This window comes from Candidatus Krumholzibacteriia bacterium (assembly GCA_030748535.1).
Classification (GTDB): domain Bacteria; phylum Krumholzibacteriota; class Krumholzibacteriia; order JACNKJ01; family JACNKJ01; genus JASMLU01.
In genome coordinates, this window is sequence record JASMLU010000001.1 from 701,455 (window position 1) to 719,870 (window position 18,416).

The following is an 18,416-nucleotide window of genomic DNA, read 5'->3' on the forward strand; positions in this document are numbered from 1 at the left end:
TGTGACCTGCACGCCATCCAGATCGTGGACGAAATCATGATGGAGGATCCGGCAGACCTTGTCGTCGTGACCATGACAGACCTCCTCCCACATCTCGACTTCGACATGGACAAGCTCCGCAAGCACATTCGGGAAGTGAACCCCGAAGTTCCGGTCATCGAGCTTTCTGCAAGAAACGGAGAGGGCATGGAGAAGTGGTTCGACTACCTGAGAAAGACTCTGGAAAGCGTGCGGGAATCACGCTCTGCGGGCTCTTGACTTCCCCATGAGCCCTGCCTATATTTGGCTCCCTTGACGCGGGGTGGAGCAGTCTGGTAGCTCGTTGGGCTCATAACCCAAAGGTCGTTGGTTCAAATCCAGCCCCCGCCACCTAGAAGAAAGAAGGCCGTCCCGACCAAGGGCGGTCTTCTCCTTGTATACACGAAACTGTCCGCATTTAACCCATTCTTGTCCGGTTTCTTGCAAGGATTTCGGGATTGCGAAATCCCGGAAGAATACCAAAGTTACCCAAAACCCCCCTTCTCATGAACTTCTTGAAAGCGAGTCCTCCATGTCCGACTTCAGGATTCTGGGTTTCGACCATGTCGGCTTCTATGTGTCAAATGCCAAGCAGGCTGCCCACTATTATCGTAGTGTCTTCGGATTTCACACCCGGGCCTATGGCGGCCTGGAAACCGGCCTGCGCGACCAAACACGATACCTGCTGCGACAGGGCAAGATTGACCTCCTCCTTTCCTCGCCCCTTGAGGAGACCGGTCCCATCGCCGAGCATGTCCGACTCCACGGTGACGGAGTAAAGGATGTCGCCTTCCGGGTGGATAATGCGGAGGCCGCCTGGAAGACCTGCCTGGAGAGGGGTGCAGAAAGTGCCTACGAACCCTACACACTGGAGGATGAAAAGGGTCGAGTCACCCTGTCCGCCATCCGCACATACGGAGATACGATTCACAGCTTTGTCGAAAGGCAAGACTATGCCGGGATCTTTCTCCCCGGCATGAGGGAACTGGACTTGCCCTCACCCGGAAAGCCTGTGGGACTAACCCACATTGATCACATCGTCGGCAACCAGGCTGATGCTGGCATGATCCCGGTAGTGGAGTGGTATGAGAAGATCCTCGGCTTTCACCGGATCTGGACTGTTGACGACAAGGATGTTTCGACCGAGCACTCCGCTCTTCGCTCCATCGTGGTGGCAGATCCTACCGAGAAAGTGAAGATGCCCATCAATGAACCGGCCAATGGCCTGAAGAAGTCACAGATTCAGGAATACATCGACTACTACAAAACTCCCGGAGTGCAGCATCTTGCCATGTACACTTCGGACATCATCTCTACGGTGAAGAATCTGACCGATCGGGGTGTCGATTTCATTCTCGTTCCCGAAGAGTACTATGACGAACTCCCGGACAGAGTGGGCGAAATCGATGAAGACATCCCGGAACTGGCAGAACTCGGAATCCTGGTAGACCGCGATGACCGCGGCTACCTTCTCCAACTCTTTACACAGCCCGTTCAGGACCGACCCACCCTCTTCTTTGAATTCGTTCAAAGAAAAAAGGCCCGCAGTTTCGGAAAGGGCAATTTCAAGGCTCTCTTCGAGTCCATTGAAAGGGAACAGGCTCTTCGGGGCAATCTCTAGGAGGAACATTGAAGCTCTGCACCTATTCACTTCCCGCAGACCCCACACAGCGTCTTGGCTTTCTTCAGGACGGACAGGTTGTCGATGCAGAAAGGTGTCGCTCCTTTCTGAATCATGAAAAGGAACTCCCTCTCTCGATGAGGGAAATCCTCTCCTCCTGGGAAGAGAACTTTGCCATTCTCCGTTCCCTCTCCGAGGCTCTTGAAGGGAAGGATCTTGCGAATCTGGAGTTCGGGGGCAATAGCCTCTCCCACAATGAAGAGGACATCATCTATCACGCACCCGTGCCCGACCCACCCTCTTTCAGGGACTTCTACGCCTTTGAGCAGCATGTTCGTGCGGCACGCAAACTGCGCGGGCTGGAGATGAACCCGCTCTGGTACGAGATTCCGATTTTCTACTTCTCCAACCACAATCAACTCTTCGCCCATCGAGATGATTTTCCTTACCCGAAGGGATGCGATGAACTGGACTTCGAGTTGGAATTTGCAGCCGTGATCGCCAATGGCGGGCAGGATGTCTCTGCAGAAGAGGCAAAGCCCCTGATCGCGGGCTACACGATTCTCAATGACTGGTCGGCCCGGGACTTCCAGCGTGAAGAAATGCAACTGAACCTTGGCCCGGCCAAGGGCAAGGACTTCGGAAGCAGCTTCGGTCCCTGGCTTGTCACCGCAGACGAGTTGGAAGATGCCTGGGACGAGAACGGAAAACTGCAGTTGCGAATGACCTGCCACGTCAACGGAAAGCTCATCTCTGATGGAAATACCAATGATCTCTATCACTCTTTCCCCTCAATGATCGAGCGAGCCAGCCGGAATGCCATGCTCATGCCGGGCGACTACATCGGATCCGGTACGGTGGGCACCGGATGTATTCTGGAGCTTCGACCGGAGTCGGTCGGCGGCTGGATCCGGGAGGGAGATGTGGTTCGGATGGAAGTAGAGGGCCTCGGGGTTCTCGAAAACCGGGTCATCGGGGAGTCCTGATGCCAATTTACGCCAAGAGAGGGCAGATCCCCTCAAAACGCCATGTCCAGTTTCGCAACAATTCCCCTTCACTGCTCAGTGAGGAACTGGTCAGTCGTCAGGGATTCGGAGATATCTACTCCAACCTCTATCACCTCAACATGCCCACGGCCGTCAGAAATGTGGGTGAGTTCCAGGCACAGAAACTGGAGGCCTGGAGCCGGGAACATCGGCATCATCACCTGAGAACTGCGGCGATGGCCATTGGAGGAGACGCAATTTCAGCAAGAGTGCCTCTCTTCTTCAATGCCGACATGGTTCTCAGCAAGGCCCATGTAGACCATAACATGGAACTGCTCTACCGGAACGGGCATGCGGACGAGCTTCTCTTTGTCCACCGGGGTCGGGGAGTTCTGAAAAGCAACTTCGGCAATCTTCCCTTCCATCCGGGAGACTATATCGTCATTCCCCGGGGAGTAATCTGGCAGATGGAGGTCGAGGAAGACTGCAGGCTGCTGGTTTTGGAAAGTGCTGGAGCCATCAAGACTCCCCGGCGCTATCGCAATGAACACGGTCAGTTACTCGAGCACTCTCCTTTTTGCGAAAGGGATCTTCGTCTGCCTGAGTTCCAGGAGCCCCTTGATGAAAAGGGCGAGTTTCTGGTCAACATGAAACTGGCAGGAGGGACTCAGCGTCTCTGCTATCAACACCACCCTTTTGACCTCGCTGGCTGGGACGGTTTCTACTTTCCCTGGATCTTCAATATCGAGGACTTTGAGCCCCTTACCGGGCGCATTCACCAGCCCCCGACAGTGCACCAGACCTTCCAGGCACCGGGACTGGTGGTCTGTTCATTTGTGCCCCGACTCTATGACTATCACCCGGAGGCAATTCCTGCTCCCTATGCACACAGCAATGTCGACTCAGACGAGATCCTCTACTATGTTCGGGGAGAGTTCATGAGTCGAAAGGGAATCGAGGAAGAGTCGATTAGCTATCACCCCATGGGCCTGCCTCATGGGCCACAGCCTGGAAAGACAGAAGAATCCATCGGCGCGAAAGAAACCAATGAACTGGCGGTCATGATCGATACATTCCGTCCGCTTCAGATGACTCCTGCCTGCGCCCCTCTGGATGACCCCGTCTACCCGCTCTCCTGGATCTAGTGGAGGAATCATGATTATCGACCCCCGGGAAACGCCCTTTCAGGACATTCACAAGTTGATGATCGGCTCGATTCTTCCCCGACCCATTGCCTTCGTCAGCACCCTGTCACCGGAAGGAGTCCGGAACCTGGCGCCGTTTTCCTACTTCACCGGCGTCTGCTCGAATCCACCCACACTGGCCTTTGCCCCCGCAAGACGCGGCTACAGCGGAGAGGTCAAGGACACTCTCGTGAACATCCGGGAGAACGGTGAGTTCGTCGTGAACATCGTATCCGAAGAGTTCGCAGAGAAGATGGTGCTATGTTCCACAGACTATGAACCCGGTGTCGATGAGTTTGAGGTTTCCGGGCTCACGGCACTGCCCTCACAGCTCATTCACCCTCCGCGACTCGGCGAAGCTCATGTCAGTTTTGAATGCGAGTTGGAGCAGATCGTGAACATCGGAGACGGATCTGCAGGGAGCGGTTTCCTGGTGATTGGTCAAATACGCCTCTTCCATGTGAGTGACGAGGTCTACGAGGATGGTCGCATTCAGGTGGATCGCCTTCGCCCGCTAGGCCGCATCGCAGGGGACGGCTATTGCAGAGTCACGGACACTTTTGAAATCGTCCGTAAGATCCGACCGGATGAGGGGGAGAAACCCTGATTACTTCCTCCCATGCTTCCGGCGATCAAGTCCTCCCCAATTCAGACCTGTTACTCCAGCTTGCGACAAACTGCCTGCTCCCGGTGGACAGGCAGATCTTCTCTCCGATAGTCTTCAAGTCTCACAGCCTCTTCCAATGGAGTCCTTCATGAGCCTCAGCGTATCCAGCAAGTTGCAGGAAAGAGCCAGCAAGGGGCGTCTCTCTTCGGAAGACCTCCAGCGCTTCACCTCCTTTGTCGACATCTGTAACCGGAAACTGATGAGCCATCCTGTAATCACGGACAACCGCTACTGCAAGTGGTTCGCCAGCGGCGAGGCAAACCGGGACGATGTTCGCCATCTGGTGGTCCAGTTCTCGGTATTTTCAAACCTCTTCCTGATTGCCCAACTCCTGAAAATGATCAATGCAGGAAGTCTGGAGGGAATGAGAGCTTCGAAGGAAATCCTGGCCAACGAGATTGGAGTCATCTTTCACAAGGCCGGAGCACCTTCATTGGAAGCAGAAGATCCGGACCGGGAGGAAAACCCGGACATCGTCTCCAGCGAGGGAAGTGTGGACGGAGGAACCTTCCGTTTCCAGGCAGCACATTTCGAGTGGCTCCTGAAGATGGGCAATGTGCTTGGCCTGGAATACTCCGACATGGGAAAGCGGAGGAACGGCACTCCCTCCACGATCTACTTTTGCGAGCAACTGGCAAGGATCTACGGGAACGAAGACCCGAACATTGCAGAAGGAGCCAGTTTCGCAGTGGAAAACTGGGCGGCAGCCGGTTTCTGGAAGCAACTCGTGGCAGGCCTGGAGGCCTTCAAAAAGGCCGAAGAACCAGGACTTCCCCTGGCGTTTTTCACCTGGCATGACCGGATTGAAGACCAGCATGCGGGTCATGTCATGGATGAACTGGAAGAGCTGTTTTTCACCGAGGGCTTTGACGAGGAGAGTTTTCTTCAGGGCGGGAATTCCATGCTTGATGGAGTGGAGGCCTTCTGGACGGGTCTGAACGAGCAGAGAATCGCCGCACGCCACCGGGAAAGCTGATTTCAGACTCCCGGTCTCGCCTGATTAGTGGTACAATGAGGTATGCTGAAACAAGTTCCATTGCTTCTCCTGCTTCTTCTGTTCTCCTCCCCTTCCTGGGCGGTGACGGCTCATTGGATCTCCGCTGAAGAAGAACTTCTCGGTGGCGGCTCGGCCACCGGTCGTCTGAGCGACCTGATTCTGGAAAACGACCTACTCGTGTTCATCATCGGCGCTCCCGGACATGGCGGTGAGTACGCCAGCAGTGGTGGCAATGTTCTGGATGCGGGGCTTCGCTCTCTGGGGCAGGACCTGCTGGGCGAACAGTACACCTATTTCAACGATACCTGGCCACGACAGGCTGTCTATTCAGAGATCCAGATCCTGGATGACGGTAGCAGTGGAGAGGCTCGCGTTCTTGCAAGCGGCCGGGATTCAGACAATGCTTCCATCCTCGTGGACACCGAGTACCGGCTCCGCGACGGGGAGCCGTTCCTTGAAGTCCAGACCACCCTCTTCAACGGAAGCCCGGTGACACTGCCTTCCTTTGAACTGGGGGACGCTTTTACCTGGGTGTCGGTCGCAGCCTTCATTCCGGGATATGGCGAGGAGTACCCGGCGAGTACGGTTAGCTCCTGGATTGCCGCAAGCGACGGAAGTTCCAGTCTGGGCTATCGGGGCGAAAGCGCCACGATGATCGGTGATCATGGAGGAAGCTGGAGCGACATGATCCTGGAGTCGCCGAACCTCCCGGCCGGCTTGGAGGTCAGCTTTACAAGGCAGTTGATAGTCGCAGAAGGCGGGGTGTCTTCCGTGGCAACGGTGGTACATGAACTGGACGGCCTGGAGACCGGAGTCCTGACGGCAGACTTCGGCTTCACTCCCGCAGCCTATCCTTATCTGCGTTCGAAGGTCACGCTGAAAGACAGCGAAGGCCTTCCCTACTGCATGATGAGCGTCCCGGAAAACGGAATCGGGCACGCCAGCCTCCCTCCGGGCAACTGGAGCCTGAAGGCAGAGACAGCGGGCTACACCGAAGATCAGGGGAGTTTTGCTCTTGCTGCAGGAGATTCCCTGCATTACCACTTCGAACAGACTTACGGTGGCCCGGTCTACGATATCGGCGACACCCTGACCCTGGTTCAGCGCCCTCTCCTGAACATTCCGCAGATTGCAAGACCCGGGGACTCTTTCCCCGTAGAATGCGATGCGGATGCAGGAGCCAGCGACTGGCACGCCGCCTTGATTCATGAAAGCAAGCGCATCGAACTGGATCTTCTTTCCGAAGATTATGACCCCACGACCTTTCTCTGGACTCTGAACCTTCGCATTCCGGAGACCGTCCCTGCTCTCGATCTCTACGATCTGGAAGTTGGCAACAGCGACATTCTGGATGTCACGGAAAACGCCGTGGACCTGATCGATGATTTCGAGGGGGATTTCTATTTTGTGCAAATCACGGACACACACCTGCCCACCCATGTTTTCATTGGCGAAACGGGGGAAGTCCCTGACAGCAGTGAAATTCTCAACCTTCGGGCCGTGATCGCTGATCTGAATATCATCCGCCCCGCTTTTGTTCTCCTGACCGGAGATCTGGTCAATGAGGGGGAACTGGAAGACTACCTCTTCGGCAGGGAGTACACGCGGGCCCAGAGCCTGCTTGCCGAACTGGAGGTTCCTGTCTACCTGACGGCTGGCAACCACGATCTCGGGGGATGGCTATACACGCCTCCTCCCGATGGAACGGCCAGAAGGGACTGGTGGCGTTTCTTCGGCTGGAAGCGTCTGGGCAATCCTCCCCCCGGGCTTCCTTCTCGTACCCAGGACTACAGTTTCGACTACTCGGGCGTTCACTTCACCGCACTGGAAAGCTACGACAACTATGACCTCTGGCGTTCCGAGATTTACGGAGAAACCAGTTTCACCTCAGAGCAACTTCAATGGTTGGCCGAAGATCTCGCAAACAGCGATGCGGGGGCGAAGGTTCTCTTCTACCACTACGACTTCAAGCAGGAGATGAACCTCTCTTCCCTGGGCGTGGACATGGCTCTCTGGGGACACACTCACCGGGATGAAGGGAATACCCAGTCCCCTCCCTTCAACTTCGGTACCAACAACACCTGTGACGGGGAGAGGAGTTTCCGGCTGATTCGGGCCACAGACACGGAGCTTAGCCCCCGACCCACCCTGTCCTCCGGCCCCTATGGCCTCAAGCTCCGCGCACAGTACATGCCCCCCAATGATGGAAACTGGGACGAGGTCGCCTGCCAGTTGACCAACCAGCTCAACGAGCGTTTTGAGCATGGGCGCCTGAAGTTTCGACTTCCTCACAGTGCATTCGGCTATCAGATTGAAGGCCCCGGCGAGATTGCCCAGGTGGATTCCAGCGGAGCCTATAGCGTTCTGAGTGTTCATGTGGACATCCAGCCAACGAGCCAGGAACTGATCACGGTTCGCGTCATCGATGGAACTCCTGCACAGCCCCCCTTGCTTCCTGAGAGACTCCGCCTGATGCAGAACCACCCGAACCCCTTCAATCCTCGCACGGAGATTCGCTTTGAGCTTCCGGAGGATGGGCCCATGAGTCTGAGTGTCTTCGATGCGAGAGGTCGCAGGATTGCCGTCCTTCTGGACGAATGGAAGGAAGCAGGTCTTCATCAGGTCATCTGGAGGGGGCACGGGGAGAAGGGGCAAAGCCTGCCTTCGGGGAGCTATCTGCTCCGTCTGAACGCAGGGGGAGAATCCATCAGCCGGAAGCTGCTTCTGATCAAGTAAGCCCCGGCACGAATCTGAAATCCTGATGGAAAAACCGATCCCTAGCGGAGGATCACCAGGGCAGGGGATCTGAGTTCAGGAAAACCGGAAGCCCGGAGGAAATACACTCCGGAGGGCAGATCCCGACCCCGGGAGTCCTTCCCGTCCCAGGTGAATTGCTGATCTCCGTGCTGCAGGTTCATGCCATCCCAGTGCCGAACCCGCCGTCCCCGCAGGTCGTAGACGGCCAGATCCAGCGAGCGATCCTGCTCCAGAGAAAGGGAAAAGTGGAATTCGCCCGCCGAGGGATTGGGCCAGGCACGAAGACGGGTAAAGGCATCCATGCCGGGTACTGCGGTCTCCGCAAGGCTGTAGCGAATCAGGAGCTGATCCATGTCTGTTTGATAGCTGTAGCTGTAGCCGCCGACAAAGAGGTCTGCCGTGTTTTCATCGTAAAAGAGTACCTGTCCTTCATCGGTCAAACCGTCGGAACCATCGAGCCGAAGCTCCCAGGCGATCGAGCCATCCGACTCATCGACTCCCAGGGTGAAAGCGTCCCAACTGCTGTCTCCCCCGTCACTGAAGCCTGTGGCGACCACCTCTCCCATCGGAGTCCAGGTGACGCGGTTTCCCAGATCATACCATCCGGGAGGGCCATCATAGCGGGTGTCCCAGAGCAGATCACCATTGCCCGCAAACTTCAGCACCATGAAGTCGCTGTTGCTGACGCCGGTAACCAGAATGTTCCCCTCCGAGTCCAGAGTCATGTCCCGGAGATCGTCCGAAGAACTGGTGGGCCCGTTGTAACCGGATTCCCAGAGAGTGCTTCCATCGGAAGAGGAATACTTGCGAAGAAAGACATCGTAGCTACTCTCGCTAGTCCAGGTACGATTGGCAATCACCGGCATGCCCAGGGGATCCAGATCCACCCAGCCTGCCCGGGTCTGGTTATTCACGGCACCCGGCTCCAGACGCCTCCAGACTTCCTGTCCCTGACTGTTGATCTTCATGGTCAGGAAAGATACATCGCCGTTTTCCCAAGCACTGCTTCCTGTCACATAGGCATTGTCGGAGGAGTCCAGCACCAGACTCCAGGCCCGATCATCCAGGCTGTCGCTTCCATCATATTCGAAAGCCCAGTCCAGACTGCCGTCATTGCCATCAAAACGGAGAAGCAGGAGATCGTCAAGTGTCTCCTCGCTGAAGACGCGACCGGCAACAAGGATGTTTCCCTGGGAATCGAGAGCCATGGAGTAGGCCGTTTCATGCCAGATCGAGGGACCGTAGATCGTAGACCAGAGAACCTCCCCGGTCGCATCGTCCACCTTCAGGACGATGACATCATCTCCGTGATCTCAGCCGGTTCCGCAGCCGCGGACATACCCCCCCACGATGAGATCGCCGTTGGAGTCCCACTCCATTCCACTAAGCGCCATGTCGGATACATCGTCATAGGCGGGAACCCTCAACTGCCAGAGCTCCTGCCCGTCATTGCGGGCACACTTGCGGATCAAGAGGTCAGAACCACCGTTTCCATCGTAGCTCTCGCCTCCCACAATGGCATGTCCTTCACTGTCACAGAGCAGTACTGTGGCATTGTCCATATAGGAGCCCCCGCCATCATGGGTGGTGGACCATTCAAACAGGGGTATCGCCCAGAGAAGGGCGGGTACAAACATCAGGGCGAAGATGAGGAAGCTTCGCATGGACCCTCCCAAGTATCAAAATGAGACGTAATTATAGCAGTTTTGGGAGAATCTGACCAGAATTGAACTCAGGAATCGGGGCGACCGAGAGGATCCACATGGACCATGACCCGATAGACATCCGGACAAGTGTCGAGGATCTTTCGCCTCAGCTGTCGCGCGATCTCGTGCCCATCATTGACACTCAGGGAGCCATCCACCTCAATGTCCAGGTCCAGGGCAATCTGCCGGGAGTAGTATCGGCCGCGAAGTGCGCGAAGCCCTTTCACTCCTCTGAGTTCCAGTGCCTTTTCCTCGAACTCCCGGAGACGCTCGGCGGGGGGAGCGGTATCGACCAGATCGCGGGCGGAATCCCTGATGATCCCCCAGGCCGACTTGCCAATAAAAAGCGCAACCGCAATGGCAGCAAGGGAGTCCAGCCAGGCGGCATTGGGGAAGAAAAGAAACACAGCAGTCCCGAAAACGGAGGCGAGAGAACTGATGGCGTCGCTGCGATGATGCCAGGCATTGGCCATCAGGGTTGCCGAGGAATGTTCCTCCCCCACCCTTAGGGTAAGGCGAAAGAGCCACTCCTTGCCCAGCACAGAAACCAGGGCCACAAGAACCAGCCAGACGCTCCGTTCCGGCAGGACGCCTTCCCAGCCGTACCAGACCGCCTTGATCGCAATACCGAAAGCAACGCAGAAAAGGAATAGCCCGACCAGAAACGCGCCCAGGTCCTCGATCTTGCCATGCCCATAGGGATGCTGAGAGTCCTTGGGTTTTCGGCCCAGACGCAGGGCCACGAGAGCCAGTAGGTCGGAAACCAGATCACTGAGACTGTGAACCCCGTCGGCCAGAAGCACCTGGCTCCTGCCAAAATACCCGGCAAGAGTCTTGATGAGGAATAGGCCGACATTCGACCAGATCCCCCACCAAGTCACCTGTTCGGGCTTCATTCCCTTTTGTCTGGAAGCTTCCATAAAGCGATACTAGCGGAGACGAAGAGGGACTTCCAGCACGATCATTTCAGAAGAAGCACCCTCTGCGTCCGTTCCTCTCCCCCGGCCTGCAGCTTCAGAAGATAGACGCCTCCCGAGAGGGCCCGGCCCCGGGAGTCGAGACCATTGAAGCGACAGAGTTGATGCCCCTCGCCCAGAACTCCGTCAAGAAGAGTGGCCACCTTCTGCCCGCTTGCATTGTAGACTTTCAGACTGACCGGCCCTTGTTCTGCAAGAACAAAGGAAACATGGGTCGCCGGGTTGAAGGGGTTCGGGTAGTTGCCGAGGATTTCCGTCCTGAACTGGGGAGCTTCTCCAGCTCCCGTCGGATCGAAGGGAACTTCGGTCTCGTCCTTGAGAATCCAGGAGTCCGGGTCGAAGAGCAAATCCACAGGCTCGGTATAGCCCATGGGAATCGTATACAGGGTACTCCACTGATCGTTGTCCAGACGCAGATCCATGAACCCGGAATCCGTTTCCAGGCGGAAGGGAATCGGCATCTCAAAAAGCCCGGTGAGAGTTTGAACCTGGTCTACACGGATCTCCAACTCCCAGGCACCGGGGCTTCCCGTCTTCTGCCAGGCCCATTCGTAGATCGGCCGCTCGATGCCATAGATCCACTGAGAGAACCACTGCTCCAGATCCAGACCCAGATAGTTCTCCAGATCCGACTGAAGATCTGTCGTGTGAGCGTTCCCGTAGGCATGCAGGTTCTTGTAATAATCCAGCGCTCCGTAGAAAGCCTCATCGTCATTGATGAGCCAGCGGGTCATGTGAAGCACCCAGGCGCCCTTCTTGTAGACTTCCTGGCCGAAGAGGTTCGGGTTGTTGTAGACGGGGCCATCGAAGTCCCGGATGATCTCGTTCATGTACCAGCTCAATCCGCTTTGGCCGTCGCGGTGCTCGAACCAGAGAGCTTCTGAATAGGTCGCAAAACCTTCGTTCAGCCAGACATTTTCCCAGTCCTCCAGAGTCACCATGTCGCCCCACCACTGGTGTGCCAGTTCGTGCGCCACGATGCGGTCGTAGCGATGGTCGCCAAAGAGCAGCCACCAGCCATAGCTCGTGCAAGTCTGGTGTTCCATAGCCCCAGCCCAGGTGAAGAGAGCATGCCCGTACTTTTCATCCTTGAACGGGTATTCACCGTAGAGATCTTCGTAAAGACCCAATGCTTCGGGAGTGATGGAAAGGTCTTCGACCGCATTGTCCCAGGTATCGATGTAAATGTAATTCTCGATGGGAAGCAGGTTGCCCTCCCCGTCGTCATACCAGTCGGTGTAGTGAGTGTACTCGCTCGCGGTCATGGCAATGAGATAGGTATTGATCGGCCAGTTTTCCTGCCAGTGCCAGGTTTCCGTTCCGTCGCCGTGATCGTTCACCGACTGAAGGAGTCCGGGGCCGGGAGCCGAGATGCCGTTGGGAACCCGATAGCGTACATCCGCTGTGAACTTGTCATTGGGAACATCCTTGCAAGGCCACCAGCTTCGCGCCCCTTCCGGCTCGCTGAGCGTGCAGACGATGGGATGCCCCATCACCTCGTCCCATGCAAAAGATCCGAAGCCCACGGGAACGGGCTGCCCCTCGAAGTCCACGCTAATCTCGAAGACCACACCCTGGGAGATCGGAGGCGAGAGAGTGACGCTGATCCTGTCGCTCCCGTGCGTCCAGGCAGCGGCGACTCCATTGACCGTTACAGAGAGAACCGTCATCGGGTCATTGAAATCGAGATGGATCTCTGAGAGATCCTCCACCAGGCTCTCCGCATCCAGAGTGACACGGCCTTCGAGGGTCTCCGTGCCGAAAAAGGGCTGAACCAGCAGGTCCACATGCTGGACATCCCAGCTCTCATCCACGCGATTGGGGAGCCGGGAGGCTAGATGCCCGGGCCCCGAAAGGCAGTGGGGTTCATCCAGCGTGGAAGAAACCAGCGTACGATAGTCCGGCGTGTAGGCCACCGCAGCAAGAGTCAGGATCAGGGTGAACACAAGAAACCATCGGGACATGCTTCCCTCCCTTTCTGAGACACTAATGATAGCACATCCGGAGGCCGGGAGTCCCGGATACAAAAAAGCCCCCACCCGAAGGCAGGGGCTGAATTGCGAAAGGATCCGCTATTCGGGCAAGTCGAAAAGGGAGTCTTCCATTTCCACGCCGAACTCCATGGTCGAGACCTTCGTCACGCCAAAGAGTTCGCCGTTGTGATAGACCTCTTCCAGGAAGGGAATCTGCATTCCCCCGACCACCTGGTAGTCCCGGTAGAGTTCCCTCACCAGAGCCGGGCCGGCCTCCGTCTTTTCGCGACTCTCTTTTGCAAGAGGGAAATGGGTCTCTGGATCCAGATACAGACGGATCCAGTCTCCATCACCCTTGCTCAAGTAAATCAACTCGCAGGGTTTGCCTTCGAGCTTCCGGCTCTCCAGACTTTGCACCTGGTAATCCGAAATCTCCTGAAAGAGTTTCGAGAAACCCGGCCTCCTGGAATCCTGCAACTCGCTGAGCTGGTCTGCGGGAAGGCGATCCTGCCCGCGGGGACTGATCATCCAGCCTTCCCCGCCCTTGGCAATCTGCACCATGTCTCCAAAGGGAGTCTTCATCTCCTGGCGAATGCTCTCTCCCCGGGCGTAGACGCTAACCTGGAAAGACAGGGGACCCATGGGAGTGTCCTGTATGGTGAACTCCGCCTCTGCACGGAGGCTGGCCGGTTCCCGAAGAAGTGCCTCTCCGCCCAATGCCATAAACGCGGCATCGGCAAGCCTGGAGCCTTCTGCGAGAGTTGCTTCCGTGGCCTCGGGAATCTCTTCTTCCTTGATCGTGGGATCAGGAATCGCGATATCGATTTCCGTCACTTCACCCAGGCCGAGTTCTGAGAGCGGCTTGTCGAAATCCTCTTCGCGTCCTACGACAAGAATCGCCATTTCATCCGGATGGATGCGCTCTTTTGCGGCCTGAAGGATGTCGGCGGCACTCACTGCATCCAGATTGCTGAGGTAGTTCTTCAGGAAGTCGGGATCCTTGTCCCAGAACTCCGTGCGCGCCTTCTGCCTTGCAATGGAGTAGGAACTGGAGAACTTGAAGACATAAGAGTTCTTGAGAGCATCCCGAGCCATCTTCAACTCCGCCTCGCTGACCTCTTCCGTGGTCACTCTTCGAAGCTCTTCCATCACGATCTCGATTGCTCGAGCCGTGGACTCACTCTTCGTGTCCACTCCGACAAAGAAGGGCCCGGGGTGATGATCACCGGCCACCATCCAGGCATAGACCGAGTAGGCCAGTTCTTCCTTGCTGCGAACGCGGGTAAAGAGACGGCTGGAGAATCCTCCGCCGAGAATCTCGTTCAGCATGTGAAGAGGAAAGTAATGCTCGTCATCGTGCCGAATACCGATATGGCCCATGCGAACCTTGGACTGGTTCACATCCTCCTTGAAGACATAGTTCAGGCTGGCTTCGGTATCCTCGATCACTGGGTCAGGCGGGAAGAATGTATCGACAAACTCCCAGTCTCCAAAGGTGGCTTCGACTTTTGCGATCATTTCCTGCGTGTCGAAATCACCGCCGGCCACGAGAATCATGTTGTTCGGATGATAGAAGTACTGATGAAAGGCCTGAAGATCCTCCACCTCAATCGCTTCAATCGTGTCATATTCGCTGTGGCGTGCATAGGGACTGCGACTGCCGTAGAGAAGCTTGCGAATCTCCCGCCTCGCGATCCCGTCTGCATCGTCGTTGCGACGGCTGATTCCGCTGCGCGACTGCTTCTTGGCAAGATCCAGCTTTTCGGAGGGGAAGGCAGGGTTTCTCAGGACATCGCCAAAGATATCAAGAACCTCGTCCAGGTTTTCAACAAGACAGTTCATGGAAGCACTGCCACTGGCGTCGCCCATTCCCATTTCAACCCGGGCGCCGATCCCTTCGAGGCGGACATCCAGCTCATCTCCCGGGAAACGCTCACTTCCACCGCTCCGCATCACCGTAGCCATCAAGCCGGAAAGACCCGTCTTGGCCGCCGGTTCATAGATGCTGCCCGCGCGAATCATCGCGGAGAGTTTCACCAGGGGAAGATCATGATCTTCCACCAGATAGAGCACCATGCCGTTTTCCAATTCATGGCGCACAGCTTCCGGGATCTGGAAATCCCGCAACTCCGGCGTGCGGGACATCACCTGGTCATAGGGATTCTTCTTCGCGCGAGCGAAGCTCTCCGTGCTGAAAGAAGCCAGCAGAAGAAGGGTCAGCGATGCCAGTAAGGCGATTCTCGACACTTGCCTAGTCATTGCCGACCTCCTTCTCAGTCACCATTACCGCGACCGATCGGTTCTTTTTCTGGAAGATCTCCCCTGCCACCCGATTCAACTCATCCAAAGTCAGGGCATCGATCTTCTCCAGCCCGCGGAACATCTCTCGCCAGTCTCCCATCAGGCTCTCCGAAGAAACCAACTGCATGGCCATTCCCTGATTGCTGTCGAGGCCTCGAATGAAGGAAGCGCGCCCCCGGTTCTTGTAGGCGGCGAGTTCTTCTTCGCTCACGCCTTCGCTCACAAGAAGCTCGATCTCCGCATCAAGGGCTGTTTCCAGCTCCTCGACGGGGATTTCCTGGTTCGGGGCAGCGAAAACTGCCATGAGGCTGGGAAACCTGGTTCCAGGAAAGCCGGCCCAGGTCGCCGCATAGAGCGCCTGCTGGCTGTCCTTGACCAGTTTGCTGTGTAGGCGACTGCTCCTACCCTGACCGAGAATGTCTGACAGAGCCTCACAGGCGGGGAAGTCCGGATGCACGGTTTCAGGAATGTGGTATCCCATGAAGATCATCGGTTGCGAAGGATCCTTGATGGTCACACGCCGTTCGCCAAACTGTTCCGGCTCCTTGGTGCGAACCGGAATACCGCCGCTTCCGGCAGGAATCTTCGAGAAGTACTTCTTTGCCAGCTTCTCAAGCTCCTCATAATAGACATCCCCCACCACGGCAATAATCGTGTTCTTCGCGCCATAGTGCCGCTCGTAGAAATCCTGCGCATCGCGGCGGCTGAAGGCGGCAATGTCGGAGCGATGGCCGATCACGGGCTGTCCGTAGGGGTGCCCCTTGAAGCTGATGGCCAGAGCCTCTTCAATCAGTCGTCCTGTTGGCTGGCTCTCCGAGCGCATGCGCCGCTCTTCCATCACCACATTGCGCTCCTTGTAAAACTCACGCAAAACGGGATTGACGAAGCGGTCGCTCTCCAGCAGCGCCCATAGCTCCAGTTTGTTGGACGGGAAACTGTAGAAATAGACGGTCATGTCGGATGCCGTGAAGGCATTCATTCCGACGCCACCGTTCTGGTCAACCATTCTCCCGAAGGCATTCGTGTCTACCAGTTCATCGGCCTGCTTCTGCAGTTCCTCGAACTCCTCTTCCAGAGCCGCAATCCGCTGCTCGTCGGCACGGATTCCGCGAAAGCGTTCTGCCTGCAGGAGGTCATAGACATCGTCCATCTTTTCGAGGACTTTCTTTTCTTTCCGGTAATCCTTTGCCCCGAGAGTCTGGCTGCCCTTGAAAGCCATGTGTTCAAACATGTGGGCCAGACCGGTGCGGCCCTGTTCCTCGTTCACTCCGCCCACCTCCACCAGGGTGGCAAAAGTGAAGACGGGAACCTCATGGCGCTCCAGGAGCAGAATCCGAAGACCGTTCTCCAGAACAATCTCCTGTACCTCGCCTTCAAGATCCTCGTAGGCGGCCAGAGATGGCAGCGTAAGGAGAAAGCAAAGCAGACCGAAGAGCGAGAGCTTTCGCATGCTCATCGAATACCTCCGTTAATGAATGTAGATTTAAACCCGAGGGAAGCTAGCATGCTGGAAGAGCGGGATCAAGGGGAGCAGGCAATCTCTTTCGGTCCGAAACACCGTGAAAACAGGGAAGTTCTGCAATTAGCCCGGAGCCTGCCCTTGACGCTACCCGAGCCTCTTGCTATCTTTGCTCTTCCTGGGGCCGATGCCGACAATGGATGGCTCCTTTTTTTCTGTCGAGGAAGGTGATTCTCATGTCCAAGCGCTGCGCAGTCACGGGCAAGGGCCCCCGCAGTGGCAACAATGTCAGCCACGCCAAGAACCGTAGCAAACGCTGGTTCAAGCCCAATCTCCAGAAGAAGCGTGTCATGATTGACGGGAAAATGCAGAAGGTCTGGGTTTCCGCCAGCGGTCTGCGAGAACTCGACAGGAAGGACGAAGCCTAGGCTCGCCTCAAAAGACATTCGCGCCCTCCGCTTGCGGGGGGCGTTTTTTTGTGGCCTCTCATCTCGTCCGCTCTTGTTCCATTTGGTGCAGACAGGAGCCGGAAAGCCCGGGGAGCCGTTTCCCCAAGTTCCTTTGTTTCGAACACTTAGCGAATTGAGTTCCCCTCCGCAGCTTCCGGTACAGGGCTTGCCATTCCCTCCCCGTCAGGCACTAGCGTGGAATCACCAAATCAAAAGGAATGGATATGAAACGCAGAACCAGAACCTCGATGGCAGTTCTCTCCGGTCTTCTGCTCCTCCTTCTGGGAGGATGCAGTGTCTTCTCTGGCCCCCAGAGCGACCCTTACTCCAGCGAGGCCTACGATGACAGCATCTACGATGATCTGAACTTCTCGATTGATGAAGAAAACGGTGGCTATAACACCGAGAGTGAGAACCCCGGTTTTGGCGACCCCTTCTTCTCCTCCATGTTCGAGAATGATCAGGAAGTCAATGATCCCATGGCAGAGGAAGTCAGTGAAATGGACGAGGATCCCGCATCCGAAATCTATTACACGCACATTGTCTGGGGAAATCTGGAAGGCAATGTGGTCGAAGATGTCATGACGGACTGGTCGGGACAGATTTCCGTGGATCGCGGTGCCGTGCTGATCGAAAGACTGATCCGCTTCGAGCCGGGGCAGGACTGGATTGAGGAAAGAGAAGAAGAACTCTGGTTCAATCTGGTCAGTGAAACCGGGCCGGATCGCGACGGCCTGCTACTGAAAATCATCGACCCCGAACCCGGTTCCGGTTCCAATAATCTTACGGTCCTTCTCGGGGATCTCGAGTACAGCATTCCCGTGGACTCGCTCGTCGGTTATTCGGAAAGCGTGGAAGTCGGGGATCTTGGGAACCTCTTTGCCCTTCGAAGCCTCCAGCAGTTCGACTGCCCGAATGGTTTTCTGCGCGGCATCTGGGTGCAACGCTTCCCCGGGCACGGGATTTTCCGCGGCGGCTGGCTGAGCTATGACGGCGAAGTGCAGGGGCATGTGCGGGGCCGCTGGGGCATCCGCAGTGACGGAAGCAAGGTCATGTTCGGCAAGGTCATCGACCTCGACGGCAACTTCCAGTCCATCCTTCGCGGCCACTGGGAGGAAAACGAGATGCACCCCCGCCGGGGTCGCTACGGCGGCCACTGGTTCAGCCCGGATCCTGAGGGAGAATCCAGTGACAGTCTGCTGGCTTCAGGTCCCTACTGGGGACACTATCTGAAGGGTCACCGAAGAGGCGGTTTCATGCTCGGGCGCTGGCTTGAAAACTGCGAGTAGTCTTCCATCCCCGCTTCTCAAAGCCCCCCTCC

Annotated in this window: 15 protein-coding genes and 1 tRNA gene; 10 read left to right on the plus strand and 6 right to left on the minus strand. The window is 56.5% G+C overall.

Annotated features, from left to right (window positions below; genetic code table 11):
* Positions 1–24: 24 nt before the first annotated feature.
* The 8 genes from QGH30_03275 (at position 25) to QGH30_03310 (ending at position 8,209) form a co-directional block, all read left to right on the plus strand.
* Positions 25–258, plus strand: a complete 234-nt coding sequence (locus QGH30_03275) for a hypothetical protein (GenBank protein MDP7021356.1) — start codon at positions 25–27, stop codon at positions 256–258.
* A gap of 37 nt (positions 259–295) precedes the next feature.
* Positions 296–369 (plus strand) — tRNA-Met (locus QGH30_03280).
* A 181-nt stretch (positions 370–550) separates the two neighbouring features.
* The gene (gene hppD / locus QGH30_03285) at positions 551–1,639 is read left to right on the plus strand and encodes a 4-hydroxyphenylpyruvate dioxygenase (GenBank protein MDP7021357.1); all 1,089 of its coding nucleotides are present in this window, start codon (positions 551–553) and stop codon (positions 1,637–1,639) included.
* A gap of 8 nt (positions 1,640–1,647) precedes the next feature.
* Positions 1,648–2,625: a fumarylacetoacetate hydrolase family protein gene (locus QGH30_03290; GenBank protein ID MDP7021358.1), complete on the plus strand. Its 978-nt coding sequence runs from the start codon at positions 1,648–1,650 to the stop codon at positions 2,623–2,625.
* Complete coding sequence (locus QGH30_03295; protein MDP7021359.1) at positions 2,625–3,770, plus strand: homogentisate 1,2-dioxygenase; 1,146 nt, start codon at positions 2,625–2,627, stop codon at positions 3,768–3,770. The genes QGH30_03290 and QGH30_03295 overlap by 1 nt, the downstream gene beginning before the upstream one ends.
* A 10-nt stretch (positions 3,771–3,780) precedes the next feature.
* Positions 3,781–4,416: a flavin reductase family protein gene (locus tag QGH30_03300; GenBank protein ID MDP7021360.1), complete on the plus strand. Its 636-nt coding sequence runs from the start codon at positions 3,781–3,783 to the stop codon at positions 4,414–4,416.
* A 148-nt stretch (positions 4,417–4,564) separates the two neighbouring features.
* Positions 4,565–5,452, plus strand: coding sequence for a hypothetical protein (locus QGH30_03305; protein ID MDP7021361.1), 888 nt, complete (start codon positions 4,565–4,567; stop codon positions 5,450–5,452).
* 42 nt (positions 5,453–5,494) lie between these two features.
* Positions 5,495–8,209 carry a metallophosphoesterase gene (locus QGH30_03310; GenBank protein MDP7021362.1) on the plus strand — a complete coding sequence of 905 codons (2,715 nt, stop codon included), beginning with the start codon at positions 5,495–5,497 and terminating at the stop codon, positions 8,207–8,209.
* A 41-nt stretch (positions 8,210–8,250) separates the two neighbouring features.
* Here the strand turns inward: QGH30_03310 and QGH30_03315 are convergent, their stop codons facing one another.
* The 6 genes from QGH30_03315 to QGH30_03340 form a co-directional block, all read right to left on the minus strand.
* Complete coding sequence (locus tag QGH30_03315) at positions 8,251–9,513, minus strand: SBBP repeat-containing protein (GenBank protein ID MDP7021363.1); 1,263 nt, start codon at positions 9,511–9,513, stop codon at positions 8,251–8,253.
* A gap of 30 nt (positions 9,514–9,543) precedes the next feature.
* Positions 9,544–9,894 (minus strand): hypothetical protein, encoded by a 351-nt coding sequence (locus tag QGH30_03320; protein MDP7021364.1) that lies wholly within the window; start codon positions 9,892–9,894, stop codon positions 9,544–9,546.
* Between the two features lie 68 nt (positions 9,895–9,962).
* The gene (locus tag QGH30_03325; GenBank protein MDP7021365.1) at positions 9,963–10,832 is read right to left on the minus strand and encodes a cation diffusion facilitator family transporter; all 870 of its coding nucleotides are present in this window, start codon (positions 10,830–10,832) and stop codon (positions 9,963–9,965) included.
* A 65-nt stretch (positions 10,833–10,897) separates the two neighbouring features.
* The gene (locus QGH30_03330; protein MDP7021366.1) at positions 10,898–12,877 is read right to left on the minus strand and encodes a M1 family aminopeptidase; all 1,980 of its coding nucleotides are present in this window, start codon (positions 12,875–12,877) and stop codon (positions 10,898–10,900) included.
* 108 nt (positions 12,878–12,985) lie between these two features.
* Positions 12,986–15,145, minus strand: coding sequence for a pitrilysin family protein (locus tag QGH30_03335; GenBank protein ID MDP7021367.1), 2,160 nt, complete (start codon positions 15,143–15,145; stop codon positions 12,986–12,988).
* The gene (locus QGH30_03340; GenBank protein ID MDP7021368.1) at positions 15,138–16,643 is read right to left on the minus strand and encodes a pitrilysin family protein; all 1,506 of its coding nucleotides are present in this window, start codon (positions 16,641–16,643) and stop codon (positions 15,138–15,140) included. The genes QGH30_03335 and QGH30_03340 overlap by 8 nt, the downstream gene beginning before the upstream one ends.
* A 239-nt stretch (positions 16,644–16,882) precedes the next feature.
* Between QGH30_03340 and rpmB the strand changes: the two genes are divergently transcribed.
* The gene (gene rpmB, locus QGH30_03345; protein ID MDP7021369.1) at positions 16,883–17,074 is read left to right on the plus strand and encodes a 50S ribosomal protein L28; all 192 of its coding nucleotides are present in this window, start codon (positions 16,883–16,885) and stop codon (positions 17,072–17,074) included.
* Positions 17,075–17,319: 245 nt separating this feature from the next.
* Positions 17,320–18,384, plus strand: coding sequence for a hypothetical protein (locus QGH30_03350; GenBank protein MDP7021370.1), 1,065 nt, complete (start codon positions 17,320–17,322; stop codon positions 18,382–18,384).
* Positions 18,385–18,416 lie beyond the last annotated feature (32 nt).

Bases quoted from the DNA above. Each gene is read 5' to 3' on its own strand.
- hppD (MDP7021357.1), top strand. From the start codon at position 551: ATGTCCGACTTCAGGATTCTGGGTTTCGACCATGTCGGCTTCTATGTG.
- QGH30_03295 (MDP7021359.1), top strand. From the start codon at position 2,625: ATGCCAATTTACGCCAAGAGAGGGCAGATCCCCTCAAAACGCCATGTC.
- QGH30_03300 (MDP7021360.1), top strand. From the start codon at position 3,781: ATGATTATCGACCCCCGGGAAACGCCCTTTCAGGACATTCACAAGTTG.
- QGH30_03305 (MDP7021361.1), top strand. From the start codon at position 4,565: ATGAGCCTCAGCGTATCCAGCAAGTTGCAGGAAAGAGCCAGCAAGGGG.
- QGH30_03310 (MDP7021362.1), top strand. From the start codon at position 5,495: ATGCTGAAACAAGTTCCATTGCTTCTCCTGCTTCTTCTGTTCTCCTCC.
- QGH30_03320 (MDP7021364.1), bottom strand. From the start codon at position 9,894: ATGCGAAGCTTCCTCATCTTCGCCCTGATGTTTGTACCCGCCCTTCTC.
- QGH30_03325 (MDP7021365.1), bottom strand. From the start codon at position 10,832: ATGAAGCCCGAACAGGTGACTTGGTGGGGGATCTGGTCGAATGTCGGC.
- QGH30_03330 (MDP7021366.1), bottom strand. From the start codon at position 12,877: ATGTCCCGATGGTTTCTTGTGTTCACCCTGATCCTGACTCTTGCTGCG.
- QGH30_03335 (MDP7021367.1), bottom strand. From the start codon at position 15,145: ATGACTAGGCAAGTGTCGAGAATCGCCTTACTGGCATCGCTGACCCTT.
- QGH30_03340 (MDP7021368.1), bottom strand. From the start codon at position 16,643: ATGAGCATGCGAAAGCTCTCGCTCTTCGGTCTGCTTTGCTTTCTCCTT.
- rpmB (MDP7021369.1), top strand. From the start codon at position 16,883: ATGTCCAAGCGCTGCGCAGTCACGGGCAAGGGCCCCCGCAGTGGCAAC.
- QGH30_03350 (MDP7021370.1), top strand. From the start codon at position 17,320: ATGAAACGCAGAACCAGAACCTCGATGGCAGTTCTCTCCGGTCTTCTG.